This window comes from Streptomyces sp. NPDC029466 (assembly GCF_055574515.1).
The window spans coordinates 85,383-110,904 of the sequence record NZ_JBVHZH010000005.1 but is presented as its reverse complement, the minus strand read 5'-3'; the positions used below and the strand labels follow the sequence as shown (position 1 = coordinate 110,904).

24 protein-coding genes are annotated in these 25,522 nt (G+C 71.6%); 16 read left to right on the top strand and 8 right to left on the bottom strand.

Annotated elements, in window-relative coordinates:
- Positions 1-11 precede the first annotated feature (11 nt).
- The 3 genes from ACZ4XD_RS07065 to ACZ4XD_RS07055 are packed head-to-tail and all read left to right on the top strand — an operon-like array spanning position 12 to position 1,023.
- Positions 12-455, top strand: a complete 444-nt coding sequence (locus tag ACZ4XD_RS07065; protein ID WP_042160544.1) for a phage tail protein — start codon at positions 12-14, stop codon at positions 453-455.
- Positions 455-868 (top strand): hypothetical protein, encoded by a 414-nt coding sequence (locus ACZ4XD_RS07060; protein WP_085927346.1) that lies wholly within the window; start codon positions 455-457, stop codon positions 866-868. The genes ACZ4XD_RS07065 and ACZ4XD_RS07060 overlap by 1 nt, the downstream gene beginning before the upstream one ends.
- Positions 865-1,023 carry a DUF6760 family protein gene (locus ACZ4XD_RS07055; RefSeq protein ID WP_085927347.1) on the top strand — a complete coding sequence of 53 codons (159 nt, stop codon included), beginning with the start codon at positions 865-867 and terminating at the stop codon, positions 1,021-1,023. Before ACZ4XD_RS07060 ends, ACZ4XD_RS07055 begins: the two co-directional genes overlap by 4 nt.
- Before the next feature lie 1,001 nt (positions 1,024-2,024).
- Here the strand turns inward: ACZ4XD_RS07055 and ACZ4XD_RS07050 are convergent.
- A complete protein-coding gene (locus tag ACZ4XD_RS07050; RefSeq protein ID WP_468038962.1) occupies positions 2,025-2,276 on the bottom strand; it encodes a hypothetical protein in 252 nt (83 codons plus the stop codon).
- Between the two features lie 1,888 nt (positions 2,277-4,164).
- Here ACZ4XD_RS07050 and ACZ4XD_RS07045 point away from each other — a divergent pair.
- The 8 genes from ACZ4XD_RS07045 to ACZ4XD_RS07010 all read left to right on the top strand — a co-directional run bounded on the left by ACZ4XD_RS07045 (position 4,165) and on the right by ACZ4XD_RS07010 (position 12,415).
- A complete protein-coding gene (locus tag ACZ4XD_RS07045; protein WP_468038960.1) occupies positions 4,165-4,707 on the top strand; it encodes a hypothetical protein in 543 nt (180 codons plus the stop codon).
- Positions 4,708-4,847: 140 nt separating this feature from the next.
- Positions 4,848-5,285, top strand: a complete 438-nt coding sequence (locus tag ACZ4XD_RS07040) for a phage tail protein (RefSeq protein ID WP_042160550.1) — start codon at positions 4,848-4,850, stop codon at positions 5,283-5,285.
- A 1-nt stretch (position 5,286) separates the two neighbouring features.
- Complete coding sequence (locus ACZ4XD_RS07035) at positions 5,287-6,081, top strand: CIS tube protein (protein WP_468038958.1); 795 nt, start codon at positions 5,287-5,289, stop codon at positions 6,079-6,081.
- A gap of 16 nt (positions 6,082-6,097) precedes the next feature.
- Positions 6,098-8,017 carry a VgrG-related protein gene (locus tag ACZ4XD_RS07030; RefSeq protein WP_468038956.1) on the top strand — a complete coding sequence of 640 codons (1,920 nt, stop codon included), beginning with the start codon at positions 6,098-6,100 and terminating at the stop codon, positions 8,015-8,017.
- Positions 8,018-8,065: 48 nt separating this feature from the next.
- Entirely contained in the window at positions 8,066-8,488 is a 423-nt protein-coding gene (locus tag ACZ4XD_RS07025; RefSeq protein WP_042160556.1) for a GPW/gp25 family protein, read from the top strand.
- Positions 8,488-10,497, top strand: a complete 2,010-nt coding sequence (locus ACZ4XD_RS07020) for a putative baseplate assembly protein (RefSeq protein WP_468038954.1) — start codon at positions 8,488-8,490, stop codon at positions 10,495-10,497. The genes ACZ4XD_RS07025 and ACZ4XD_RS07020 overlap by 1 nt, the downstream gene beginning before the upstream one ends.
- 17 nt (positions 10,498-10,514) lie before the next feature.
- Positions 10,515-11,051 carry a phage tail protein gene (locus tag ACZ4XD_RS07015; RefSeq protein WP_468038952.1) on the top strand — a complete coding sequence of 179 codons (537 nt, stop codon included), beginning with the start codon at positions 10,515-10,517 and terminating at the stop codon, positions 11,049-11,051.
- 2 nt (positions 11,052-11,053) lie between these two features.
- Positions 11,054-12,415, top strand: coding sequence for an NADase-type glycan-binding domain-containing protein (locus ACZ4XD_RS07010; RefSeq protein ID WP_468038950.1), 1,362 nt, complete (start codon positions 11,054-11,056; stop codon positions 12,413-12,415).
- Between the two features lie 258 nt (positions 12,416-12,673).
- Here ACZ4XD_RS07010 and ACZ4XD_RS07005 read toward each other — a convergent pair whose 3' ends face one another.
- The 3 genes from ACZ4XD_RS07005 to ACZ4XD_RS06995 all read right to left on the bottom strand — a co-directional run bounded on the left by ACZ4XD_RS07005 (position 12,674) and on the right by ACZ4XD_RS06995 (position 15,928).
- Positions 12,674-13,852 carry an acyltransferase family protein gene (locus ACZ4XD_RS07005; protein WP_468038948.1) on the bottom strand — a complete coding sequence of 393 codons (1,179 nt, stop codon included), beginning with the start codon at positions 13,850-13,852 and terminating at the stop codon, positions 12,674-12,676.
- A gap of 401 nt (positions 13,853-14,253) precedes the next feature.
- On the bottom strand, positions 14,254-14,985 hold the full coding sequence (locus tag ACZ4XD_RS07000) for an FG-GAP repeat domain-containing protein (protein WP_468038946.1): 732 nt from the start codon (positions 14,983-14,985) through the stop codon (positions 14,254-14,256).
- Positions 14,986-15,061: 76 nt separating this feature from the next.
- Positions 15,062-15,928 (bottom strand): LysR family transcriptional regulator, encoded by an 867-nt coding sequence (locus ACZ4XD_RS06995; RefSeq protein WP_468038944.1) that lies wholly within the window; start codon positions 15,926-15,928, stop codon positions 15,062-15,064.
- Between the two features lie 103 nt (positions 15,929-16,031).
- Here ACZ4XD_RS06995 and ACZ4XD_RS06990 point away from each other — a divergent pair, with 103 nt between their 5' ends.
- Positions 16,032-16,757, top strand: coding sequence for an SDR family oxidoreductase (locus tag ACZ4XD_RS06990; protein WP_468038942.1), 726 nt, complete (start codon positions 16,032-16,034; stop codon positions 16,755-16,757).
- 109 nt (positions 16,758-16,866) lie between these two features.
- Here the strand turns inward: ACZ4XD_RS06990 and ACZ4XD_RS06985 are convergent, their stop codons facing one another.
- Positions 16,867-18,048, bottom strand: coding sequence for a hypothetical protein (locus ACZ4XD_RS06985; protein ID WP_468038940.1), 1,182 nt, complete (start codon positions 18,046-18,048; stop codon positions 16,867-16,869).
- A 568-nt stretch (positions 18,049-18,616) separates the two neighbouring features.
- On the opposite strand from ACZ4XD_RS06985, the gene ACZ4XD_RS06980 reads away from it, so the two are divergent.
- The gene (locus ACZ4XD_RS06980) at positions 18,617-19,687 is read left to right on the top strand and encodes a hypothetical protein (RefSeq protein WP_468038938.1); all 1,071 of its coding nucleotides are present in this window, start codon (positions 18,617-18,619) and stop codon (positions 19,685-19,687) included.
- 173 nt (positions 19,688-19,860) lie between these two features.
- Here ACZ4XD_RS06980 and ACZ4XD_RS06975 read toward each other — a convergent pair whose 3' ends face one another.
- Positions 19,861-20,307 (bottom strand): DUF6463 family protein, encoded by a 447-nt coding sequence (locus ACZ4XD_RS06975; RefSeq protein ID WP_468038936.1) that lies wholly within the window; start codon positions 20,305-20,307, stop codon positions 19,861-19,863.
- A 254-nt stretch (positions 20,308-20,561) separates the two neighbouring features.
- On the opposite strand from ACZ4XD_RS06975, the gene ACZ4XD_RS06970 reads away from it, so the two are divergent.
- The 3 genes from ACZ4XD_RS06970 to ACZ4XD_RS06960 all read left to right on the top strand — a co-directional run bounded on the left by ACZ4XD_RS06970 (position 20,562) and on the right by ACZ4XD_RS06960 (position 23,569).
- Complete coding sequence (locus ACZ4XD_RS06970; RefSeq protein ID WP_468038934.1) at positions 20,562-21,203, top strand: TetR/AcrR family transcriptional regulator; 642 nt, start codon at positions 20,562-20,564, stop codon at positions 21,201-21,203.
- A gap of 149 nt (positions 21,204-21,352) precedes the next feature.
- Positions 21,353-22,537 carry an FAD-dependent oxidoreductase gene (locus tag ACZ4XD_RS06965; protein ID WP_468038933.1) on the top strand — a complete coding sequence of 395 codons (1,185 nt, stop codon included), beginning with the start codon at positions 21,353-21,355 and terminating at the stop codon, positions 22,535-22,537.
- Between the two features lie 144 nt (positions 22,538-22,681).
- The gene (locus ACZ4XD_RS06960; RefSeq protein ID WP_468038931.1) at positions 22,682-23,569 is read left to right on the top strand and encodes a universal stress protein; all 888 of its coding nucleotides are present in this window, start codon (positions 22,682-22,684) and stop codon (positions 23,567-23,569) included.
- Positions 23,570-23,591: 22 nt separating this feature from the next.
- Here ACZ4XD_RS06960 and ACZ4XD_RS06955 read toward each other — a convergent pair whose 3' ends face one another.
- Entirely contained in the window at positions 23,592-24,497 is a 906-nt protein-coding gene (locus tag ACZ4XD_RS06955) for an aldo/keto reductase (RefSeq protein ID WP_468038929.1), read from the bottom strand.
- A 16-nt stretch (positions 24,498-24,513) separates the two neighbouring features.
- Positions 24,514-25,455, bottom strand: a complete 942-nt coding sequence (locus tag ACZ4XD_RS06950) for an NAD-dependent epimerase/dehydratase family protein (protein ID WP_468038927.1) — start codon at positions 25,453-25,455, stop codon at positions 24,514-24,516.
- Positions 25,456-25,522: the final 67 nt, after the last annotated feature.

The window sequence follows — 25,522 nt, the reverse complement described above, 5'->3', positions numbered from 1 at the left end:
AGTGAACCACCTTGTCCCTTCAGCCCGGTGATGCCCTCACCTCACACAATTTCGGCCTTCAGATCGACGGCGTGATGGTCGAATACCTCCAGGAGGTCAGCGGACTGACCATGGAGCAGGACGTCATCGAATACCAGCAGGTCTCGGCGGACGGCAAGCCCGTCGTGAAGAAGATGCCCGGCACGAAGAAGGCCGGCGAATGCACGGTGACCCGCGGTATGACGCAGAGCAGCGCGTTCAGCGAGTGGATCAACAAGTCCATCGCGGGCGATATGGGTTCGGCCCGTAAGAACGCCACCATCATGATGATGGACTACCAGAACAACCCGGTGAAGCGTTACAACATGCGCAACGCCTGGTGCAGCAAGGTCGAGACCAGCGGGGTCAAGGCGGGCGACGCCGCCGCGCTGACCGAGCAGGTCACCATCGTCTTCGAAGAGCTGGTCATCGAGTAATGCGGCGCGAGGGCCCGGCGGGGGCGCAACAGCAACGCGAGCCGTTGCGTACGGAATTCGAGTTCGAGTTGCCACGCGGATTCGTGGACGAGTCCGGGACCGTGCACCGAAACGGTGCGATGCGGCTCGCGACGGCACGGGACGAACTGATCCCGCTGCGGGATGTGCGGGTGCGCGAGAATCCGGCATATCTGTCGGTCGTGCTGCTGGGCCGGGTCATCACCCGGCTCGGGACGCTCGCCTCCGTGCACGACGGGACGGTGGAGAACATGTTCGCCTCCGACCTGGCCTTTCTGCAGGACTTCTACCGGCAGATCAATGCGGAGGGGCATACCCGCGCCGCGGTGTCCTGCCCGCACTGCGAGGAGTCCTTCGAAGTGGAGCTGGCCGGGAGCCGCCTGGGGGAATCGTGACGTACGCGACCGGGCGTATCGAAGAGGAAGTCGCCTATCTCGCCTACCACTTCCACTGGGGCATCGACGACATCCTCGACCTCGAACACGCCGACCGGCGCGCGTACGTGTCACAGATCGCCGCCCTGGTGGAGCGGGCTGAAGGGAAGCAGTGACGGAGGATGGGGTTGTTCAGGTGGCGGCGGAGGTCGCGGGATGCCCAGGGTTCGCAGCCTGCGCAAGGGCCTGAGGCCGGGGCGGCCGCGGAGGCCGCGGAGGCCGCGGAGGCCGCGGAGGCCGCGGAGGCCGCTGCCGGGAGCGCGGACGGTGGCGGCGCGGGCGGCTGGTCCGCCGTGCCCCCCATCCAGCGGGTCCTGGGCACGCCGCGCCCGGTCGCGGAGCCCGGCTTCGCCGCGTCCCTGAGCGCGCACCGCAACCCCTCCTTCGGAGGGGAACTGGGGCATGACGTCCACGCCACGGCCCCCGCCGGTGTGCTGCGCGACGCCCTGGTGCCGGTCACCGGCCGCCCCGCCGACCTCGCACTCCCGGTCCTGCGGCTTCCGGTCGCGGGACGGGAGGGTGAGGCTCCGGACGGGAGCGAGGGGGCGGGGCCGGGCGTCGGGGGGCGTTTCGAGGTCCGGGGCGGGCCTGGGGTGCGTGCGGAGGCCCGGGGCGGGCCTGGCGCGCGTGCGGAGGCCCGGGCTGCGGCACGTACCGGGACTCGGGGCGGGGCCGCCGTGCAGCGGGCGGGGGCGTCGGGCGCGTCGCGTACCGAGACGCGGGATGCGGCACATACCGGCCAGCGGGATGCCGCCGCCGTGCAGCGGGCGGCGGCGCCGGGCGCGTCGCGTACCGAGATGCGGGATGCCGGTGGTCCGGGGAAGCCGGGTGTCGCACGTGGGGAGAGCCGCGGGGCGGCACGTGCGGAGAGCCGGGGTGCGGCACCTACCGGGACTCGGGGTGGGGCGCGCGTGGAGAGCCAGGGTGCGGCAGGTGCGGAGACGCCGGGTGCGGCACGTGGGGAGACTCGCGGGGCGGTGCCCATTGAAGGGCGAGCTGCGGCACGTCCGGTGATCCGGGATGCGGGGCCGGCGGAGACCCGGGATGCGGCCGCCGTGCAGCGGGCGGGGGCGCCGGGCGCTGCGGGTAACCCGACGGCTGCCGTTCGCGCTGCTCGTCAACCGGCTTCGGGGGGCGAGAGCGCGTCCGCGACCACCTCGCGGAACGACTCGCCGAACGCAGCGTCGGCCAATGCGCCGGGCTCGCCGCCTCCGGTCGCCTCGGCGGGCGGGCCGTCCGTCACGCCGTCCGTCCCCTCGTCCACCACACCGTCCGTTGCGCCGTCCGTCCGCCCGTCCACCACACCGCCCATCACGCCGGCTGTCGTGCCGTCGGGCGGCCTGCGGAGTGCACGGAGGTCGGCGGCCAAGCCGTCATCCAGCGGTGAGGGCGGGGTGCGTAGGGGTGGCACGGTCGCGCCCCATGCGGCGGTCGCGCCTGGTGCCACGGCCGCGCCTGGTGGTGAGGCTGAGCACGGCGGCGAGGCTGCACCCGGTGACGGAGGTGGAGCCGCTCGCTCCGCATCGCCTGGGGCGAGGTCGGCCGGCCTCCCCTCAGCCATGCCGGTAGCCAGGCCCGTACGAAAGGCCGTCGGCGCGCGGTCCCCGCTCACCTCGGCCGGCAAGGTCGCGATGCCGCCGCGCCGCCTGCGGCCGGCCACCGCGTCGAAGCCGTCGAGCAGCGACACCGCCCCCTCCGCCACCCACGCGCCCTTGCAGCGCACCGAAGCGCCAGCGCCCCCGGCCACCACGCGTCCGGAAGCGGCGCCCCCTGTCTCTCCCCCCTCCCCCCGCACCGCTGCCGCCGCACCGGCGAGCGAGGGTGCGGCACCGGCCCCCGCCGCTGTACGGCCTGACGCCCCCCACCGGGTCGTCCAGCGGCGGGCGGCCGGCCCACGCAAGCCGATCGGACCGAACCAGGGCAGCGCGCCGAAGACCGCCCTGACCACGGACGCCGTACCGGGTGCCGGCCCGGCGCCGGGTAAGGACGCGACCCCGCCGACTCCAGGCACCGCACCGAGCGCAGGCCCGCCGGCCTCAGGCACCGCACCAAGCGCAAGCCCGTCGGCCTCAGGCACGGCACCGAGCGCGGGCCCTGCCACTAACCCGCGACCGGTTTCGCGTACGTCCTCGCCCGATAACACGCCCCCACGCGCGGACTCCGACACCAGTGATCACGCAGCGCCGAGGGCGACGCCGAGTGCGACGCCGAGCCCGGCCGTGGGCGACGGCGACCGAACGCGTCGGCCGGTCCAGCGAGCCGTGCCGCAAGCCGCCCAGCGGCCTGCGGGGAATCCTGCGGTAACTGGCCGTCAGCGCCTCGGACTTGGCGCTCCGCTGCTCCCGGCCGCGGAGACCGACACACCGGCCAAGAACGTTCCGGCCAAGGACGTGGCAGCCGACGCACGACCGGCCCGGCCTCCGGCCGGTGGAAGCCGTACGCCGGACCGGGGACAGCCCTCACCCCCCGCGATCCCCCGAAAGCCGCTGATCGGCGCGCCTACGGAGTCCACCCCGGTCCGTCGCGAGGGCGCTGCACCGACGCCTGGGGCTACGCCGACACCGACACCGACATCGGCCCCCACAGCGACGCCGGCCGAATCACCGACCCCGGCACCGGCCTCGCTCCGAACGCCGCTCCCCACCTCGGGGCCGACCACGTCCCCAACCCCGGCACCGGCCCTGGCCCCGTTGCAGCGCTCCGCGAAGTCCCTCGAACGCCCCACCCCCGTAGGCCCGTTGCCGACCGCAAGCACACCGGAAAGCCGTACACCAGAGATCCACACCCCGGAGTCGCACACGCCGCAATCCCGCACGCCGAAAGCTCCCGCACAGGACTCCCCTACTAGCCAAGCGCCGACGAGCCAAACGACGGCGAGCCAAACGCTCACCAGCCCACCGCAGACAACCAGCACGCCCCACCCTCCCGCCGTCGCCCCCCTCGTCGCCCGTCGCGCGCCCCTCGCGTCCGCGCGTGCGCTGGACCCAGGTGCACGGCAACGGCCCACCGGCCACGGTGCGGAGGCCGCCGGACCCGCAGCGGTGCAGCGCTCAAGCGCGCAGGCACCACCCGCCATCCCCCTTCGCACCGCGACGAGCACGGCGCGCCCGGAGAGCCCCGCTGCCGCAGCGGGACCGGCGTCCCGACGAGCGGCAGCCGTCCCGGCCGTCGCCCTGCAGAAACCGGTATCCGCGCCGACACCCGCACGGACACCGAGCCCCTCGCGCACGGTCCGCACCGCGCCCCCCGTCCCCGGCATGCCCCTGGTGCAGCCCGCGCCCACCGCTCCCGGCGCCCCGGCACCCGCACCGTCCCCGAGCCCCGCACTCACCCCGTCCCACACGGTCCGCACCGCACCCGCCGCCCTCGGCATGCCCGTAGTGCAGCGCGCCGCCATCGCCCCCGGAGCCCCGGCACCGACCCCCACCACGGCCCCCCAGCCGCTCACGTCGCCGCCCCCCTCCACGCGCCACCAGTCAGCCACACGAACCACACCCCCCGGCCCCGGCCCCACCCCGCCAGCACCCTCCCGCCCCATCCAACGCACCCCCAACACCCCCAACTCCCCCACAGGAGCCGCCTCAAAGACCACCCAAAGCACCCCAGGCACCCCAACCTCCTCCACCACGCCCACCCCACCCCCCACCGAACCCACCACTCCCACCACCCTCACCCCCACCGACCCCGCCGCCCTCGACGCCCTCGCCCGGCGGCTGGTGGCGCCGCTCTCGCGGCTGCTCCGCGCCGAGTTGCGCGGGGATCGCGAGCGCATCGGCCGACTGCGCGATCACGGCCGCTGACCCGCTCCCGTCCACGTCCCCTCGCCCGTCCGCATCCCCGTCCCCTGTCCCCCATCCCGATCCCCGTCCCCGTCTCCCATCCCGATCCCCGACCCCCTCCAGCCCGCTCATCGCCACCTCACCCGAAAGAACCACCGACCATGCCTCAGGCCCAGGACCCCGGTTCCACCGTCTTCTTCAAGCTGACCATCGACGGGCAGGACCTCGGCCTGTTCAACGGCTGTGACGGGCTGGCCTCCGAGGTGGAGGTGGAGCAGCGGCAGGAGGGCGGCAACAACGGTTTCGTCTGGCAGTTGCCCACCCGCGTGACCTTCTCCACGATCCGGCTGACCCGGCCGCTCACCGCCGACACCTCCCGGGTGGCCGCCTGGATCTCGTCGCTCGCCACCGGCATCAGCCGGCCCACCGCGCAGATCGCCGCGCTGCGCGCCGACGGCTCGGTCGTCGCGCAGTGGGGGCTGGTGGAGGTGCTGCCGGTGCGCTGGCAGGGGCCGAGTCTGGACCCGGCCAGCCCGGGGGTGGCGACCGAGACGCTGGAGATCGCGCACCACGGGTTCACCGACGCGGGAGGTGCCTGAGGTGGCCGCACCGACCGGCGGGAAGGCGGGCGCGAGCCTCGTACGGGCCGCCCTCGCGATCCATCAGCCCCCCACCGACCTCGGCGGCTCCATCGGCGGGCGCATCGGTGAGGTGGAGTTCCAGTTCAATCCGACCCAGTTGCAGCTCGGGCGGGAGGCGGAGTGGCATACCCAGGCCGCGGTCGCCTATATGCGGGGCGCGCCGCCCAAGTTCACCGGCACCCGGCCCGCCACCCTCCAGCTGGAGGTGTTTCTGGACGCGTCGGGCACCCCGAATTCCGGGAAAGTGCAGAAGCAGATCGAACTGCTGCTGTCCTGTTGCGAGGTGACGGCGCAGAGCGTCAACTCCAAGCGCCCTTCGCCGCCTTGGGTGCGGTTTTCGTGGGGGTCGTTCAACACGGTGCAGTTCGTGGCGTATGTGACGAGCGTCAGCGCCACGTACACCCTCTTCAACCCGACCGGCGAACCGATCCGCGCCACCTGCACGCTGTCGCTGACCGAGGTGGCCATGCCCACCAAGGGACAGAACCCCACCTCGGGCGCGCTCTCCGCGCGCCGGATCCACCGCACGGTCGCGGGTGACTCGCTCGCCTCGCTGGCCTGGCGGGAGTACGGGGACGCGACCCGCTGGCGGCTGATCGCGGAGGCGAACGAGATCGACGACCCGATGCGGTTGCGGCCGGGCACGGAGCTGCTGCTGCCCGCCGCCGATGAAGACCCTCCCGAAGAGCGGCCAGGAAGCCCTTCGGAACACCGTCCCACCGGCCCTCTCACCACCCACGAGGCCGCCCGATGACCAGCGAGAGCATCCGATGAGTGAGAAGACGTACACCAGCGTCCTGCATGCCGTGATCGGCGGCTCGCCGCTGCCCGACAAGCTCGCCGCCCTGCTCATCGCGGGCTGGGTGGACGCGAGTGTCAATGTGCCGTCCGCCTTCGAGCTGACCTTCAGTGACTCGGGGTCGGACATCCTCAAGACCTTCCCGCAGATCAAGGTCGGCGCGAAGGCGGTGCTGTCGCCCTTCACGGACGGGCAGCGCGGCACGCCCATGGTGACCGGCGAGGTCACCGCCCTCGAAGTGGACGCGGACGCCAGCGGAAAATACCTGGTCGTACGGGGTTACGACCCGGGGCACCGGCTGCTGCGCAATCGCCGGGTCGCGGGCTACCCCAACATGACCGCGAGCGACATCGTGCGCCGTCTCGCCGGCCTCAACAAGCTCGCCCTCGGCAAGGTGGAGGCCACCCGCACCGTCTACGAGCTGGCCACCCAGCCCAATATCACCGACTGGGACTTCCTGACCCGTCTCGCCCAGGAGAACGACGTCCATCTCTCCTTCGACCCGCAGGGCAAGCTCCAGTTCGGCAAGCTCACCCCGGCGGCGTCCGCACCGGCCGACAGCACACCGGCCGCGCAGAGCCCGTACGTCCTGGAGTTCGGCCACAACGCGATGCACAGCCGGATCGCCGTCACCGCCGCCGGGCAGGTCGACAAGGCGGGCGCGCGCGGCTGGGACATGCGGGCCAAGCGTGCGCTGTCCGCCCAGTCCCCGGCCACGACGAGCAAGGACATCGTCGCGGACATCGCCCCCTCGGCGCTCAGCAAACCGTTCGGGAAGGCCGAACTGACCGCCACGGACACGCCGTTCACCACCCAGGCCCAGGTCACCCATGCCGCGCGCGCCCTGGCCGACGATGTGGCGGGCTCCTTCGCCGAGCTGGAGGTGGCGGTCACCGGGAATCCGAAGCTGAAGCCGGGGCAGCCCGTCGCGCTCAAGGGCGCGGGTTTCCCCTTCGAGGGGAAGTACACCGCGACCGGTGTCCGCCATGTCTTCGAGTCCGGGCGGCAGTTCACCACCTGGCTGACCGTCTCGGGGCGGCAGTTCCGTTCGCTCTACGGGCTCGCGTCCGGCGGTACGGACGCCGCGCCGCCCATGCCGGGTGTGGCCATGGCCCTGGTCAGCAATGCCAAGGACCCGCTGCGGCTGGGCCGGGTCAAGCTGCGCTTCCCCTGGCTGTCGGACACCTACGAGAGCGACTGGTGCCGGGTCGCGCAGCTGGGCGGGGTGCGGGGCGGCGGACTGATCCTGCCGGAGGTCGGCGACGAGGTGCTGTGCGCCTTCGACCGGGGTTCGCTGGAGCATCCGTACGTGCTGGCCGGGCTCTACAACGGCCGGGACAAGCCGCCCAAGGAGCCGGACGGTCTCCCCGCGGTCGACCCGACCAGCGGGCGGGTCAACTGGCGCAGCTTCGCCTCGCGCAGCGGTCACATCGTCGAGCTGCTGGACGCCAAGACCCGGATGAAGAGCGGTATCCGGCTCCAGACCGGCAACGGCAGGATGACCGTCCACATGGACGAGGCGCGCACCAGCGTCACCATCCGCAGCGACGGCTCGGTCTCCATCACCGGGACCCGGAACGTGAGCATCAAGGCGGGCGGCAACCTGTCGCTGACCGCGGGCGGCTCGCTGACGATGAGCGCCGGCGGGGCGGTCGACATCAAGGCGGGCGCGAAGTTCGGCGTCGCGGCGGGCGCCGTGGCGGACATCAACGCGACCGGCGCCATCAGCCTCAAGTCGGCGGGCGCGGTGGCCGTCAACTCGGTCGGTGCGGTCTCCGTCAGCGCGGTCGGCGCGGTGGCCGTCAACGCGGGTGCCGCGGCGGCCATCAACTCGCCGGCCACGGTCACGCTGAACGCACCGGCCGTCCTGCGCAACGGCATTCCGTTCTAGGGGACGTGAGGAAGTTGAGGGACATGCGTCTCAAGGGGGGCACCGGACATGAGTGAACAGTTCGTCGGTGCGGGATGGGCCTTCCCGCTGCGTACCGACGCGGGCGGCGGTATCGCGCTGGCCCGCCGGGAGCGGGAGATCGAGGAGTCCATCCGGCTCGTCCTCGCCACCGCGCCCGGCGAGCGGCCGATGCGGCCGGAATTCGGCTGTGCCGTGCACGACATGGTCTTCGCGCCGGTCAACGAGGCGACGGCCGGCCGCATCCGCTACGAGGTGCGGTACTCGCTCGACCGCTGGGAGCCGCGTATCGAGGTCCAGGACGTCGAGGTGAGCCCGGCGCCCGACGAGCCGTCCGTGCTGTTCATCGACGTGCGCTACAGCGTGCGCGGCACCAACAACCCGCGCAGCCTCGTCTTCCCCTTCTACGTGATCCCGTCCACGGAATCACCGTCCACCGAAAGCGAAGCCTGATGGCCCTGCCCGCACCCCATCTCGACGACCGGCGCTTCCAGCAGTTCGTCGACGACGCCAAGCGCTATATCCAGCAGCGCTGCCCCGAGTGGACCGACCACAATGTCTCGGACCCCGGTGTGACCCTCATCGAGGCCGTCGCCCATATGGCCGACCAGATCGTCTACCGCCTCAACCGGGTGCCGGAGAAGAACCATCTGGCCTTCCTCGACCTGCTGGGCATCACCCTCTTCCCGCCCTCCGCCGCCCGCGCCGATATCACCTTCTGGCTCTCCGCCCCGCAGCCCGAGCCCGTGGTGCTGCCCGCGGGGACGGAGGTGGCCACCGGCCGGACGGAGACCGAGGAGGCGGTGGTCTTCGCGACCGAGGACGATCTGACCGTCGTGCCCTGCGAACTGGACGCCGTACTGCGGCAGGAGGTGGGGACCACCCCCGAGGACTGCGGTCAGGACATCTTCGGCGGCAACGATGTGTCCGTCTTCTCGGCCGCCCCGCAGCCGGGCGACACCCTGCTGTTCGGGCTGTCGGCGGCGGTGCCGCGGTGCGCGGCCGTGTTGCAGCTGGACAGCCGGGTGGACGGCGTCGGCGTCGACCCGCGTCAGCCGCCACTGCTCTGGGAGGCGTGGACCGCCGACGGTTGGACGGAGTGTGAGGTCGCGGAGGACTCCACCGGCGGCCTCAACCGGCCCGGCGAGGTCGTGCTGCACATTCCGGCCGGGCACACCGGCTCCCGCGTCGGCCGGACGGATGCTGCCTGGCTGCGCTGCCGGGTCGTCGAGGCCGCGCAGGGGCAGCCGTTCTACAGCGCCTCACCGACCGTACGGTCCGCCTCCGCGTTCACCATCGGGGGCACGACCGCGGCGGCGCACGCCGTCGTGGTGCAGGACGAGCTGCTCGGCGAGTCCGCTGGAGTGCCCGGACAGCGGATGCGCCTGGCACACGCACCCGTCGTCGCCGACCGCCCGCCGCTGCGGCTGGAGGTCTCGGACGGCGACGGCTGGCAGGAGTGGCAGGTCGTCTCCGACTTCGCGGCCTCCGGCCCGCACGACCGGCACATCACGCTGGAGGAGGCCACCGGCGAGATCTCCTTCGGCCCTTCGGTGCGCGAACCGGACGGCTCCATACGGCAGTTCGGGGCCGTACCGGCCAAGGGCTCGGTGATCCGGGTCCCGTCCTACCGCACCGGCGGCGGCCGGACGGGCAATGTGGCGCGCGGTGCGATCCAGGCGCTGCGCAGCTCCATCCCGTACGTGGCGCGCGTGGAGAACCGTGAGGCGGCGCGCGGCGGGGTCGACGGCGAGACGGTGCAGGAGGCGAAGGTCCGCGCGCCGATCACGCTGCGCGCGCAGGAACGGGCGGTGACGGCCCGCGACTACGAGGAACTCGCGAGGCGCGCGGCCCCCGAGGCCGCCCGGATCGCCTGTCTCGCGGTCGATCCGGCCGAGCCCGCGACGGCCGCCGCGAGCGCGTCGGGCCCCGAGGCGGGCCGGACCGGCCGGACGGGCGAGAACGCCGTCCGGGTCCTGGTCGTCCCGCAGGCCGTACCCGACCGCGGCGGCCGGCTCCGCTTCGAACAGCTGGTGCCGGGTGAGGAACTCCTGGGCCGGGTCACCCAGTTCCTCGACGAGCGCCGCCCGGTGGGCACCCGTCTCGCGGTCGGCCCGCCCTTCTACCAAGGCGTCACGGTCGTCGCGACGCTGCACTCCTTCCGGGCGGCGCGGGCCGACCGCGTCCGCGCCGAGGCCCTGGACGCGCTCTACGCCTACCTCGACCCGCTGACCGGTGGCGCCCACGGCGACGGCTGGCCCTTCGGCCGGCCGCTGCGCTCCGGGGAGATCTTCGCGGCCCTTCAGCGGGTACCCGGTGTGGAACTCGTCGACGAGGTCCTGCTGCACCCCGCCGACCCGCTCACCGGCCGCCGCGGCGACGCCACCGACCGCATCGAACTCGCCCGCTCCGCGCTGCTGTTCCCCTTCGACCACCGCGTGCGCGTGATCGAGGCCCGATGAGGGGCACCCCGGCGGGGATGACATCCCCGCACCCACTGGGAGAGCAACTCCCCGCGGTCTACGCCGACGACGACTTCGCCCAGCGCTTCGTCGAGGGCCTCGATGTCGTCCTCGCTCCCCTCTTCCACGTCCTGGACTGCCTGGAGAGCTACTTCACGCCCGCGCTCGCCCCCGAGGACTTCGTCGACTGGCTGACCACCTGGGTCGGCACCGAACTCGACGGCACGGAACCGCTGGCCACCCGCCGCCGCGCGGTGGCCACGGCCGTCTCGCTGCATCGCGTACGCGGCACCCGGCGCGGCCTGTCGGACGCTGTCGAGCTGGCCTTCGGGGTACGCCCGGAGATCATCGAGAGCGGCGGCGCGTCGTGGTCGCGGCGTCCGCTCGGTGCCTTCCCGGGCTCGCCGCACCCCGGCCTGCGGGTGACCCTGCGGGTCCGCGACCCCGCCGCCGTCGATCCGCACCGTCTGCACGCCGTCGTCGCAGCGGCCTGTCCCGCACACCTCCCCTTCGCGGCCGAGGTGACCCACCTGCCCACCCCTGAAGGAACCTGACCATGCCCAGCGCCCACACCACCTGCCCCGACTGCGGCTCCCCCGCACCCCAGACGGACCAGTCCTTCTGCGACTCCTGCGGAGCCTTCCTGCGCTGGGACCGGCCGGCGCCCACGGCGGACCAGGGGCGTACCACCGCCTCGGCCCCTCCGACGCCCGGAACCCCCGCCACGAACGCCCCGCAGTCCGCCGCCGACGCGGGCACCCCGGACCACGCCGGCCGGTCCGCCGACACCACGCCTCCCACGCCACCCCCCGCTGCCACTCCCGCACCCGCGGCCGCCACCGGGCACGACGGCGGCACCGGCCCGGCCGCCCCGAAGCCGGGCGCCAACGGAGAACCGACCGCCCCGCTCCCGGCCGCCGCCCCGCACCACGAGGCGGGCCGGTCGGGGTCCGGCGCGGACGGCCGGAACACCCCGGACAGCCACGCCGGTCAGGCTGGTCAGGCCGGCCAGGACAGCGGGGAGAGCCGGCCCGGCCCGGACGCCCCCCGTCCGGCTGGCGAAGGAGGCATCTCCGAGACCGGAATCCGCGCCCTCCTCGTCCCCGTGCCGGGCGCCTCCGCCACCCCGCCTCCCGAGGCGCCCGGCAGCGTGCTGCCGGGCCGTCCCGACGCGGCCCGGCCCCGGGTCCGTACCCCGGAGGCGGCCCCCCAGCCCGAGAACGGCGCACCGTGCCGCAGCTGCGGAGTCCTCAACACGCCGGGCCGGCACTTCTGCCGGAGCTGCGCCCTCCCCCTCGTCGAGACCACGCGCGAGGCCGGCGAGGGCCCGTACGCCGGGCAGCGGCCGCGCCTGGACCGCGGCCGGGGCAAGTGGATCGCCCGGGCCGTGGTGGCGGCGGTGATCGCGGGCGTCGTGGTCGGGGGGATCATCGGCGGGCCGCCGGCCGCCCAGGCCGTGCAGGACCGCTTCGCCAAGCGCGTCCCGGTGCCCGCCACCACCTGGAAGGCCTCGCACTCCGGCCCCGGCCACGACGCGAAGCTCGCGTTCGACGGCTACTCCAACACCTGGTGGGGCACCGGCTATTCGGGCAACTCGGGCGGCCAGTACGTGGAGGCCGCCTTCGGCCAGCCCACCGATCTGCTCAACATCCTGATCACCCCCGGCGCCTCCGCACGCACCCCGCAGGCCGCGGACCCGGCCCGTCCGCACGAGTTCGATCTGATCGTGACCGACTCCGCGGGCAAGCGGCACCTCTCGCACGCCCGGATCAATGACGGCGGCGTGCAGCGGATCGATGTGGCGGTACGGAACGCGACGAGCGTACGGCTGGTGCTGCGCTCCGCCTACGGCACCGCCGGGGACAAGCAAGTCGCCATCTCCGCCCTGGAGTTCTTCGGGCGGTCGATGAACAGCTGACGGGACGGGCCTGCGGGCCCCGGCTGCTGCGGGGGCGTGCTCAGCCCCCGCAGCAGTCGGCCGGGCGAGCGGGTGACCAGGCGGGCGGCGGCCTCCTGTGACACGGAGCGGTCCCAGCGGGCGGAGAGGCAGTCCCCGGCGGCAGCGAAGCGCTCCCAGGGGCCGGAACTGGCGCTCAGGCACATGATGAACACGTACTGACGGGCCCCCGCGGACAGCGTGCCGGCCGGGCGCCGGAGGGCCGGGCCCGGGCGCCGCTCAGGCCGACTCGAAGGTGCGGGCGGGTGGCGTCGTCCGCTCGTTCTGCACCGTGTCGGAGACGGTGAGCGGGTGCGGCGCGGCCCGTCGGCCGGGCCGGCGGTGCGGTGGGACATGCCGGCGGACATCGTCGAGGCCCCGGCGCATGGCGGTGTGGAGCCACCTTCCGAAGGGGCGTTCGACGAGGCGGTGGATGAGCCAGGCGAGGGCCATCATGAGCGCGGTCACCGAGGCCACCAGGGCCGGGGCGGGGACGCGGTCCCGGAAGTGGTGGATGAGGGTCATCCCGATGTTCAGGTGGATGAGGTAGAGCGGGTAGGTGAGCGTTCCCGCGGTGGTGAGCCACCTCCCCTGGATCCGGTCGCAGGCGCCGAGCGCGATCGCGCCGATGAGGGCGAAGGCGGCCACGATGACGATGCGGGCTGGCCAGGTGGGCAGGGCGTCCGCGGCGGCCGCTCCGAGGTTGACGGCCAGACGGTCATCGATATAGCGCTGTGCGAGCAGCAGTTGCAGGATCACGATCGCCCACAGGACCGCGTTGGGCCGGTGGCGGCACATGAGGGAGAAGGCGATGCCGGCGATGAAGAAGGGTGCGTACTGCGGCATCGCGAACTCGGTGATCAAGGGGGTCTTCAGGACCGGTGCGAGGGCCGCGGCCGCGGTCCACACCCCGCACAGGATCAGGCAGTTGCGATAGGTGACGCCGAACAGCATGACCACCGCCATGATCAGGTAGAACTTGAGCTCCACGAAGAGCGTCCAGTACACCGGGTCGACGTCGGGGGTGTCGTTCCCGCCCTGAAGCATGGTCAGGTTGGTGATCACCGTGTCCCAGCCGCGCAGCGAGGCGACCTCCGGCGAGGTCTTCACGACCACCACGGTGAGCAGGATGCCGGCCCAATAGGCGGGGAACAGCCGCGCGAGGCGGGAGACGGCGAATTCCCCCACCGTGCGGCCCCACACACTCCGGCAGATGACGAAGCCACTGATCAGGAAGAAGACCTCCACCCCGAGCCACCCGTACTGGGCCGCCTGGTGCGCGGTGGGAAAGATCGTGTCGGTGGCCTGGCCCCACGGCCGGGCGAGGGCGACGTAGTGGTAGAAGACCACCATCAGCGCGGCCAGCAGCCGCAGCCCGTCGAGTGCGGCGAGCCGGTGCCCCGAGCGGCGCTCGGCCATCGTGCAACCCCCCAAGCGCTCGGGTCAGGAACGCTCCGTGTCGGAAGAGGCTCGCAGGCTGCAAGGAACCCGTGAGTACGTCGTACGCCCGTGGTACCACCCGCAGATGTGCAGCGGCCGTTGCGGCGTCGCGATGCACTCAGTCGGTCTCCCGGCCGGACGCCACCCTCACGGTCCGCACACAACCGTAGGGCGTTCGTGGCGTACGGCGCGGGAGGACTCCCGGTCGGCGGGTCTCCGCACAGTGAGTACTGCCGGGTGAGCCCGACCCGGGTGAGCCCGACCCGGGTGACCCCGACCCGCTCTCCTGATGAACGAGGAGAGCGGCTCGGCGCGGCCTGCGGTCAGTGGTCAGCGGTCAGCTCTCGGTGTCCGGAGGACCACCGGCGCCCCGGTGGTGGTCAGGAGCAGGGCTTGTAGAAGTGCTTCCAGCCGTCGCCGGGCATGGCCGGCGGCTCCGACGTGGTCCCGAACGCGCCGTACTTCACCTGAAGTTCGTAGTTGTATGTCCCCGGACCGCTGCGCGGATTCGTCAGGCGCACGTCCCGGTCCAGCCCTCCGTCACCGGAGTTGTTGAGGATCGCGAGGTCCGGGTACGCGTCGCCGCCGTAGTTGGCGATCCGGAGCTGCCGTGCCTCGCCGTGGTCGCCGATGTCGGAGTGCCGGGACTTGGCGGAGCTCAGATTCGACCGCTTGAGCGGCCCGGGGCGGTATTCCGCGACACGTGCCGTCGAGGGGTCGTCCCCGCCGGCGGGCGTGACGAGGTTGACGACCATGTCCAGTTTGCCGTCCCTCTGGAAGTCGGCGACCGCGGCGGTGGCGACCTCCCCCTTCTTCGCGCCGAGAAGGGCGCTGACGGCCTGCTTGGGCCCGAACGAGCCGTTCGCGGTCCCCCACTGGACCGTCATCTTGGTACCGGTGAGGCCGGGGTTGCTGATCTTGTCCCGGCGACCGTCACCGTCGAGATCGCCGAACAGCGTGGTGGCATCGGCCAGGCACGGGGCCGTCGCCGTGGCGGCCTTGCCGCCCGGGGCCGGCGCGGCGGCCGCACTGGCCTGGAAACCGGCGACACTCAGGGGCAGGGCAAGGGCCACGACCGGCACGGCGATCAGACGTAAGCGCTTGTGCAGCATCTTCAACTCCTCATGTGTCGTTGCTGCGAGGTGAGATGCCGTCAGCGTCCGGCACGTTGATGACCGGATCGCTGTATTACACAACCGTGACGTGCGAACGGGGTGTCGCCGCCCGGACGAGCCCCGCGACGGCTCGGGACCGGCTGTGGGGCGGCCAGGCGATCACCGTCGTGACGGTCGGCGCATCCAGCACCGGTACGGCGGCGAGATCCTCGCGTAGTTGGGTCCGGCACGACTCCGGCGCGATCCAGCAGGCGCGGCCGAGCGCGATCAGCTGGAGCAACTGCGCATGGTCCCGGGCCTGCGGGCCGGGACCGTCCGGGTAGCTGCCGTCACGGCCGGGCCAGCGCGGCATCGGCAGATCGGGCAGTTCGGTGACCTCGGCCGTGCGCACATGGGCCCGGCCGGCCAGGGGATGCCCGGCCGGCAGGATCACCACCTGTCGCTCCGTGCAGAGCTCCTCGGTGTCAAGGCCGGCAACGGCGTCGAACGGCAGATGCAGCAGAGCCACATCGGCCCGGCCGTCGCGCAGCATGCGTTCCTGCTCGCCGATGCCGCACAGGAGCAGATCGACGGTGACCGCGTCGGGTTGGGCGGCGTAGGCGGCGAGCAGCTCTGCCAGCAGTTCGCTGGACGCGCCGGCCTTCGTGGCGAGGACAACGCCGGGCCGGCCGGTCGCGGCGAGCGCGGCGCGGCGGGTGCGGCGTTCGGCGGCCTCGACCGCGTCGAGCGCCGCCCGGGCCTCCCGCAGGAGCACGGCCCCGGCCTCCGTCAGGGTGACCGCGCGGCTGGAGCGTGCCAGCAGCGCCGCTCCGAGTCGCCGTTCGAGCTGGCTGATCGCCCGTGACAGCGGGGGCTGTGCGATCCCGAGCCGCTGCGCGGCCCGCCCGAAGTGCAGCTCCTCAGCGACGGCGACGAAGTACCGCAACTCCCTTGTCTCCACGCCGATATGGTACGTCGTTCACCTGGATCGATACCTCCGCGGTATCGCTGCCCACCTCATCGGTGTTGGCCAACTCCGGCCGGGCCCGGACAGGATCAGCGGTATGAGCGAACAGAACATCGCGCTGGTTACCGGCGCGAACAAGGGCATTGGGTACGAGATCGCGGCCGGCCTGGGCGCCTTGGGCCTGCGGGTCGGGGTCGGCGCCCGGGACGCGGAACGGCGCGAGACCGCCGTGGCGAAGCTGCGGGCGGCCGGCGTCGACGCGTTCGGCGTACCGCTCGACGTGACCGACGACGCGAGCGTGGCCGAGGCCGCCGGGCTGATCGAGGACACCGCCGGACGTCTCGACGTGCTGGTCAACAACGCCGGGATCACCGGCAGCGCGCCGCAGATGCCGACCACGGTCGATGTGACGACGGTGCGGGCGGCCGTGGAGACCAACGTGATCGGCGTCATCCGCACCACCAACGCGATGCTGCCGCTGCTGCGCCGCGCGTCGTCGCCACGGATCGTGAACATGTCCAGCGGCGTCGGCTCACTCACCCGCCAGAGCAACCCCGGCACCGACACGGGCCCGATCTCCGTCGCGTACGCACCGTCGAAGACGTTCCTCAACGCCGTCACCGTCCAGTACGCCAAGGAGCTCAGCGACACGAACATCCTGATCAACGCCGGCTGTCCCGGCTACTGCGCGACCGACCTCAACGGCTTTCGCGGCTTCCGCACCCCGCAACAGGGCGCGGCGATAGCGATCCAGCTCGCGACCCTGCCCGACGACGGCCCGACCGGCGGCTTCTTCGACGACGCGGGAGAGGTGCCGTGGTGACCCGCGGACAGGTGCCGTGGTGACCAGCGGACAACGGTGTGGTGGTGCGTGCCGGGCCGGCCGGCAGGCACCACCACGCGGTGACCCCGCTCCGCGGAGTTGAGCCGCTTCAGGACTGGGGGGCGGCGCGGTACACGTTTCCGTACGGGCCGACGACGAAGAGGACCTCCAGCTTGTCCTTCAGCTTCGAGTCGCCGGCGGCGGCGGTGACCGCGGCCTGGATATCGTCGGTGGACCGGGCGTTCTTCACCCACGGCACCTGGGTGGCGTCCGCGACGACGACCACCTTCCCGGTGCTCTGGTACTTGGTGACCTTCTCGGAAACCTTGTTCACGAGCTGGCTGACGAAGCCGTCCCGATCACTGCCCAACTTGATCACGAAGTGGTCGCCCTTGGTGGCGGTCGTACTGTCCGTGACCTCGTAGTCGGGCTTGAGACCGCCCTCGTCCTTGCCGCCCGCCTTGAGCTTGTCGTAGCCGGTGACGTAGAGCCGCTTGGCGTTGAGGTACTCGGGCACCTCGGTCAGTACGTCGGTCGGCAGGCTGGTCTCCAGCTTCTTGTCCTCGGGAATCTTGTCCTGGGGGACGTCCGGCGGGAATGCCTGCTTGAGCTCACGGAACTTCTCGGTGGCGTCGGCGACCGGGGTGGCCTCTTCGGCCAGGGCGCGGATCAGGTCGTCGGCCTTCTGCTTGAAGGTGGTGCGGCGCTGCTCGGCGCCGTCCTTCGCCTTGTTGATCCACGCCTTGACCCGGGCATTCTCGGGGTCGAGAACATTGCGCTCCTGGTTCAGCTTCTCCACCGCGGGTTTGAAGTCGCTCACCCACTTCTCCCGGGAGGACGGAACCATGATGGCGTCCGAACCCGGCGTCGGGGACGGAATCTTGGCGAGCTGCGCGGCTCCGGAGGCGGCAGCGCCCTCACCGGGGCCGGGGTGCGGTTCGACCGGCCGTTCCGCCGGCCGTGCCGGCTCCTCAGCGGGCTTCGGGGCCTCCTTGGGCACGGGTTCCGGCGCCTTCCCGATCCCCGGCGCCGTGAGGAGATCGGTCCCGATCTGGGTGAAGATCTCGGCCGTGCTCGGCGGACGGTGCAGCCTTTCGGCGTCCGCGGGGCAACGGCTGGACCATTCTTGTTCGCTTTCCGCGCCGGGGTCCCACGGTCCGCAGGCACGGGCGGCGGACGCCGGTGCGGACATTCCGAATACCGCCGCACCGGCAGCGGCGACGAGGGCAATGCCCTGGAGCGCCCGGTGCCGTCCCGGTGCCTCGCCCGCCGGTCTCTTCTTGTGCGCCATCTTTTCTTCCTTCCTCGCGCCGGGCGGCCGATGTACCGGCCTGTTCCCGAACTCCCCGAAGATTGCGATCCGAAGAATTCCCCCCTTCGGCACATAAGGAGAGCGCCACCCCGCACTATGGGTTCCGCGGACTTCCCGGTAACTTACGAAGGATTCCCAGCGGTCCACCCGCAGCGCTCTTCCGGCGACCCGGACTGTCTGAACTGAGGCTCATTTCGCGGAAGACGATGGAATCCACCGAACGGTTCCATCGCCGACCCAAGAGCCATTATTGGGTTTCGGCCCCGACCACTCATCAGGCCCACCAGAATCCTCCGACCTGCACATTCATTCACACTCACACACTCGTCAGAAAAAATTTGACGTGCGGCCTCGACAGCGCCTCCCGGACGCGCTTCTAATTGTTTGCATTCCCGCTGGCAGGAGGAATGAGGGGCCCTCCCCAGCCCTTTCCCGGCATGTCCCGCGACGCTGTCCCCATGGGTGAGAGGCAGCTCGCACCGCCCTGCGCGGGAGCAACAGATATGCGGGTGGCTGAACACCCGTGGCGAGCAAGGGAGATACCACCATGACGAATCCATTGCCCACCCCGCGCAGGACTCCCTCCCGAGGAAGCAGAAACGCCGCCCTGGCCGCGGCCCTGCTGGCAGCAGCGACCTTGGCGGGCACCGTGTCACCGGCTGCGGCGGCTGACGACACCACCGTGGCGAAGCTGTACGCGTCCAACGAGGACGTGGAAAAGGAGATGGGAGACAAGGCGCCGGTCGCGGACTCGGAAAGCGTGATGGGCTATCCGAAGGGCCTCGAACGGGACAGCAAGGGCAACCTCATTCCCGTCACCCAGGAGGATGTGAAGGCCAGGGTCCAGTACGAGCCCGCGCAGGCGCTCACGGACGCCAAGGCAGCGGCGAAGAAATGGGCGGAGAACACGGACAACAACTCCGACGCCAGGGAGATGATCAAGCAGCTGGCGGACTCGGCCCTCACCGAACCCGACGTCATGGGCAAGGACACCCGGGACGACAACATCGCCACGGCCATGGCTGAGGTGAACTCCTCCGCATCATTCTGCGAAGGCGTCAATTCCGGCGGGTACCAGAACGGGGCCAAGGCCAATCCGTGCGTCTTCGTCGGCAAGCTCGACACGAAGGCGGACTCCAAGTGGCCCAAGCTGAGCACCGGTGCCGCCCTCGCCGGCGGGGGCAAGAAGACGTACAAGACCTCGGAACAGATCACCGACGAGAGCAGCACCACCGCGGGCTGGCAGCTGGGCGGCAAGTTCACGCCCAAGGTCAGCGTGGCCCCCGGCGGTGATGGCGGCAAGGGAGGCGAACTCCCCATAGAGGGCAGCTTCACCTACAGCTTCTCCTCCACCTCCCTGAACCGGAAAATGACCTCAACGGAGGAGAATTACGAGGCGACTTTCCCCGCCGACAAGTGGGGGGAACTGCAAGGCCGGCGCGCCGGCGCCTTCTACCTCGGCTACCTCCTGGTCGACTACAAGGCGGTTCCCGGGGCACCCGGCACCCATCCGGAGAAGGAACACATCAAGGCCATTCCTGCCCGGGTCTTCGTCCAGTCCCCCAAGGCCGAAGTCCCGCTCGCGTACTTCAACATGCAAAAGCCCCAGGCGCAGTAGCCCCGGCCCGGCCCCCGCAGACCGGCGGTTGGCCGCCCGCGCCCACTGCCGGCACCGCGTACGGAAGGACACCCGGGGCACGAACGTCGCGCCCCTCCGCACACCTTCTCCACGACCCCCGCTCAGGGCCGTGGAGAACGGTGAGGGCCCCCGCCCGGAGAGGTGATGAGCCGTTACTCCACCGAGCCCGCCGCCGACTTCGGCTCGGGTGTCCGCGTCGCCCCGGCGTGCGGCGCGGAGTTGGCGCGGCGGGTGGCGCGGCGGCCGCCGACCCCCAGCAGGATGCTCGCGAGCAGGGCGATCGGCCAGGGCGTGAGGATGAGGATGACGGCGTCCACCACGCACCAGATCCCCAGTGCCCACGCGAGGAACGGCGGTGGAGTGATGCCGCGGCGGTCCAGCCACAGGACGGTCAGGCCGACCATGACGAGCGGCGGTCCGAAGCTCTCCAGGGACAGCCAGAGCGCGCTGTTGGCCGGGCTCATATCGGAGAAGCCTTCGTGCCACAGAGCCCCGCTGAACCACTCCCCCGCGTAGCGGGCCGCTCCCTCCAGCGTCAAGGCGAGGAGCGTGTGCGCGGCTCCGAGGAACACCAGGAGCCAAGCGCCCCATTTGATCATCTGAATCCTCCGGTCTGTGATGGATGTGGAGCCGCGCGACTTCACGCGGTTGCCGTTCGGCAGTGGTGCGGGTGCGGGTCAAGCCGGGCCGGCGATATCTCTGCACGCGGCGTCTCCGGCGCACCGCCCCGGGCGGCCGTGGTCGAGCCAGGCGCGTCCCCATTGGCGGGTCAGTGCCGGAACAGGAAAGAGATACGGAACCCCTAATTACGGAACCAGTGGTTTCGATACTCATGGTTCCGTATGATGCACCCATGTCCGCTCGAGAGCAAGCTCGCAACCCGGGGGGCCGCCCCCGAGACAGCCGCGTCGACGACGCCATCGCCTCCGCCGTCCGAGAGCTGCTGTCCGAAGTGGGATACACGCGGCTCACGATGGCCGAGGTGGCCGCCCGAGCCGGCGTGGGCAAGGCGGCGATCTACCGGCGCCACACCACCAAACAAGAGATGATCTTTGACGTTCTGCTGCCGGATCAGTTCCTGGCAGTGGCACCCGACCGCGGATCGCTCCGCGCCGACCTGGCCGCCGTGCTCGCCGAGATCGCGGACAGCATGGCCCTTCCGCCGCAGGGGACCATCCCCGGCCTGCTGGCCGACGTCCACGCCGACCCCGCACTGAGTGACCGGTTCGACGAGAAATACCTCCACGCCCAGCGCCGGTCCCTCACGGAGATCCTGGACCGCGCGACCGCACGCGGCGAACTCACCACCCGCCCCGACCCGGCCACCCTCAACGCCCTGCTGGTCGGCCCCGTCTTCGCCTGGCTGTTCCTGCTGTCCGAATCCCCCGACCAACTCCCCGCTCTGACCTCCACGCTTCTCGACACCACACTCGCCCTCATCAGCCCCGGACCGCCCGACGCCCCGGACGAATCCGGCAGTGAGCCCGTGACGTAATCCCGGCCCTCGAAGACGAGCACCAAGAGCAGCCAGCTGGCCAATTGCGGTGACCGGCCGGGAAGTCCGCAGAGGCGGACGCCCGATACGCGGGTGCATCATGGGGCTTGACGCCCAACGAGACCGACACAAAAGAGCGGACTGGTTACATGACACGCATTCTGGTCATCGGCGGCGGGATCGCCGGTACGGCCACCGCGCTGGCCCTGCACAAGGCGGGATTCGACGTCACCGTGCACGAGGCGCACCCCGACACCGCCGAGGACATCGGGGCGTTCCTGACCCTGGCGAGCAACGGCATGCGCGCACTGGCGCAGCTCGATGCCTCGGATGTGGTCACCGCGCTCGGTTTCCCGCTGCGCTCCATGCGGGTGCTCGACGCCCAGGGCGGCCAGCTGGCCCATGTACCGCTGGGCGAGGCCGACGACGCGCTGCTGCGCTACCGGTGCCTGCGCCGGGGCGAGTTGAGCGCCGCGCTGCAAGCCGTGGCCGTGCGTCGGGGGATCGGGCTGTCGCACGGTGCGCGGCTGGTGTCCGTCGAGAACGGTCCGGACGAGGTGACCGCGCGCTTCGCCGACGGCAGCGTCGCGACCGGCGATCTGCTCATCGGCGCGGACGGGCTGAGCTCGACCGTCCGGCGGTCGATCGCGCCCGGCGTGGAGCCCGTCTACGCGGGGCAGAGCGTCTTCTACGGCTATACGCGCAGCGCCCCGGTGGCGGAGGAGACCGGCCACATCACCATGGCGCGGGGCAGCTCCGCCGCCTTCGGCTACGCGGTCTCGCCGGACGGGGAGACGTACTGGTTCGCCCGCGTCGGCGGAGCCGCCGTCCCCGCCGACGCACTCGCACACCCCACGCCCTCCCGCCGGCGGGAGCAACTCGTCGCGCTGCTGGGCAAGGACGCCACTCCCGCCGCGGGCATCGTCGCGGCCGCCACCGACGACATCATGGTCACCAACGCCACCGAGATCCCGCCCGGCGCCCCCTGGCGTTCCGGGCGGACGCTGCTCATCGGTGATGCGGCGCATGCGGCCTCACCGGCGACGGGGCAAGGGGCCTCGATGGCGCTGGAGGACGCCGTCATCCTCGCCAAGTCCCTACGGGACACCCCTGACCCGGAAAGCGCCCTCTCCCTCTACGAGGCGTGCCGCCGCCCACGCGTGGAGCACAACATCACCGTCAGCGGAGAGATCTCCCGCGGCACCCGCGCCCCGTCCCGCCCCGGCGGAGGACCGCCCCCGCAACGTCCCGGGGACGACATTCTCGCCGCCCAACTGGACTGGAACGCCGACATGAACGCCGTCACCGGCACTGCGGAACTGAGTGCGGACTGAGCAAGGGGCGCTCCCAAGAATGCCTGGCTTCCGTCGGTTCGAGAGTCTCGCAGCGGTGCTTGGAGCCGGGACGCGCGGGTACTCGGCTGGGCCAGTCATCCAAGCCGGAGGTCTGGCCCACGACCGAGAGGAGAGAGCTCCTTGATGTATGACATCGAAGCAGCAAGTCGCCCCGTTGTGGTGGGGGTTGAGGCGGAGAGCGACACCGTACGCGCCGTGGTGCGGCACGCGGCACGGCACGCAGAGCTGCACCGCAGCCCGCTGCACCTCCTGCATGTGCTCGACGGCCCTGGTGGAGCCTCGGACGAGAACAGCGGAGGGACGCATGAGAAGACGCAGGGCGCCGCGATCGTGGAACCGCTCGCGGCGTGGGTCCACTCGGAGTTCCCGAATGTGGTGGTGACCGCGCAGACGGCACCGGGCCGGGTGGCCGAAGAACTCCTTGCCCGCTCCGCCGAGGCGGCCACTTTGGTCCTGGGCCACCGCGGGACCGGTGGATTCGCCCGGCTTCCCCTGGGCTCGGTCAGTTGGCAGGTGGCCACCCACGCCGCATGCCCGGTCGTCATCGTCCGGCCGGGCGAAGCGGCCGAGCACCCGAAGGCCAGGGTCGTCGTCGGGGTGGACATCAGCGACGTCTCGGGGGAAGCCGTGGACGCGGCCTTCGCCGAGGCCGCACTCCGCGGGGCACACCTGGAGATGGTGCATGCGAACCTCCACTTCAGCGAGATGCCGGTCGGGCCGGGCATGGTCGCACCGGACTTCAAGGCTCTCGACGAGGCAGCTCTGCGGATCCTGGACGCCGAGGCCGCCCAACGCGCCGGACGTTACCCCGAGGTCGAGGTACATCCCCGCGTGGAGCGGGTCCGTCCGTCGACCCTTCTGACGGAGGCCGCACGGGGAGCTTCGCTGCTCGTGGTGGGTTCCCATGGCCGCACCGGCCTGCGCAGGCTGATGCTCGGCTCCGTGAGCGCCGAGGCTCTCCACACGGCTGCCTGCCCCGTCATGGTGGTCCCCACCCTCGACCATCACTAGACCGGCCGACGAGTGGGCCGGCTCAACCGGACAGTGGCCCTGCGGACAATGGCCATGCATTGTCCAACTCTGCCTGCTCCTCCGCACTGAGCTTGAGCTCCACCGCCCCGGCGGAGCTACGGATGGAGGCCGGGCGGCTGGCGCCCGGCACCGGGATCACCGTCGGGGAACGGGACAGCAGCCAGGCCAGGGCGATCTGCTGCGGGCCTGCGCCGTGTTCGGCCGCGATGCGGTGGAAGGCGGTGCTCGCAGAGGTCGGACCGGACGGTCCGTCGAGGGAGCTGCGGGAGATGCCACCCAGCGGGCTCCAGGGCAGGAAGGCCAGCCCCAGCTGCGTACTCAGCCGCAGCTCGGGCTCGCTGTCGCGCACGGCGGGCGAGTACTGGTTCTGCACGGAGACGAGGTCGTCGCCGAGGATCGCGTGGGCCTGGCGGATCTGGTCCGTGGTGACGTTGGAGATCCCGGCGGCGCGGATGGTGCCGGCGTCGAGCAGCTCGCGCAGCGCACCCACGGACTCCGCCCAGGGCACGGCCGGGTCCGGCTTGTGCAGCTGGTACAGGCCGATGGCCTCAACTCCCAGGCGTTTACGGGATGCTTCGGCCGCACGCTTGAGGTGCGCGGGGGTGGCGGTGACGGTCCAGCTGCCGTCACCGGGACGGCCGCGGCCGCCCTTCGTGGCGACGAGGACGTGCGAGGTGTCCCCGCCGTAGCGGGCCAGGGCGCGGGCGACGAGGAGTTCGTTGTGACCGGTTTCGCCGGCGTGCCAGTGATAGCTGTCGGCGGTGTCGATGAGCGTGACCCCGGCATCCAGGGCGGCATGGAGGGTGGCAATCGCCCGTGGCTCGTCCGGGCGGTGCTCGATGGACAGCGGCATGGCACCCAGGCCGACGGCGCTGACGGTGGTGTTTCCGATCGTGCGGTACTGCATGGCAGGTGTCCGTTCCTCAGGCGGCGGGGGCGGCGATGGCGTCGAGGGCTTCGGCGATGGCGCCGGGCAGCCAGTCGGCGGTGTGGGAGAAGGAGAAGCCCAGGTTCTTCGCGCGGGCATTGCTCATGGCGTAGTGGCGGTCGAAGGAGAACGGCGAGGCCGGCTCGCCCGCGGCGACACTGCGGTGGACGGGCTCCCGGCCGGCCCGTGCAGCGATCACAGCCGTCAGCTCGTACACGTCGAGCGGGCCGTCGGAGCAGGCGTTGACCGGGCCGGTGACGTCGGTGGCGGTAGCCGCCCACTCCAACAGGCTCGCCAGCTCCTCGTAGTGAATGAACGCCGTGGGCAGCGCCTCGGCGTGTACGACGATCTCCCTGCCGTGGGCGATGCGCTCGGCGTAGTGCGCCAGCCGGCCGGTGAACTCCCCCGCGCCGCCACCGAGCACATGGGCGCTGCGCACCGCAGTGAAGTCGAACCCCTGGTGGTGGGTGAAGACGGCCTCGGCCTGGCGCTTGCCTTCGGCGTAGTGCGCCTGAAGGTATGCCGGATCGTGCCAGGGCAGGTCCATGGCCACCAGCCAGGTGGCCGGGTCCACCAGCTCCTCCGGCACCGGCGTGCCGTGCGGGACGGTGGCCAGTGCGGCGGTTGCCGGGTCGTAGACCTCGATGGTGGAGGTCATGACGTAGCGCCGGGTGCGGCCGCCGAAGGCGCGGGCGGCGATCGCGGCCTGCACCGGGGTGTAGCAGATCTGGTCGACGACCACGTCGAACGTGGCCGAGCCGAGCGCGGCGCTCAGGGCGGCTTCGTCGTTGCGGTCGACGACGAGGTGCTCGATCCCGGCGGGTGGCGGGGCCGAGCCGCGGTTGATCACCGTGACCTGGTGGCCGGCCGCCTGTAGGCGCCGCACCAGAAGCTTGCCGACATATCGGCTTCCGCCGAGAACGCAGATCTTTGGCATGCCCCCCATCCTGGACACCTAAAGTCATCAGCAGAAGCGCCCACTTACTGGATACGCATTAAGGAAT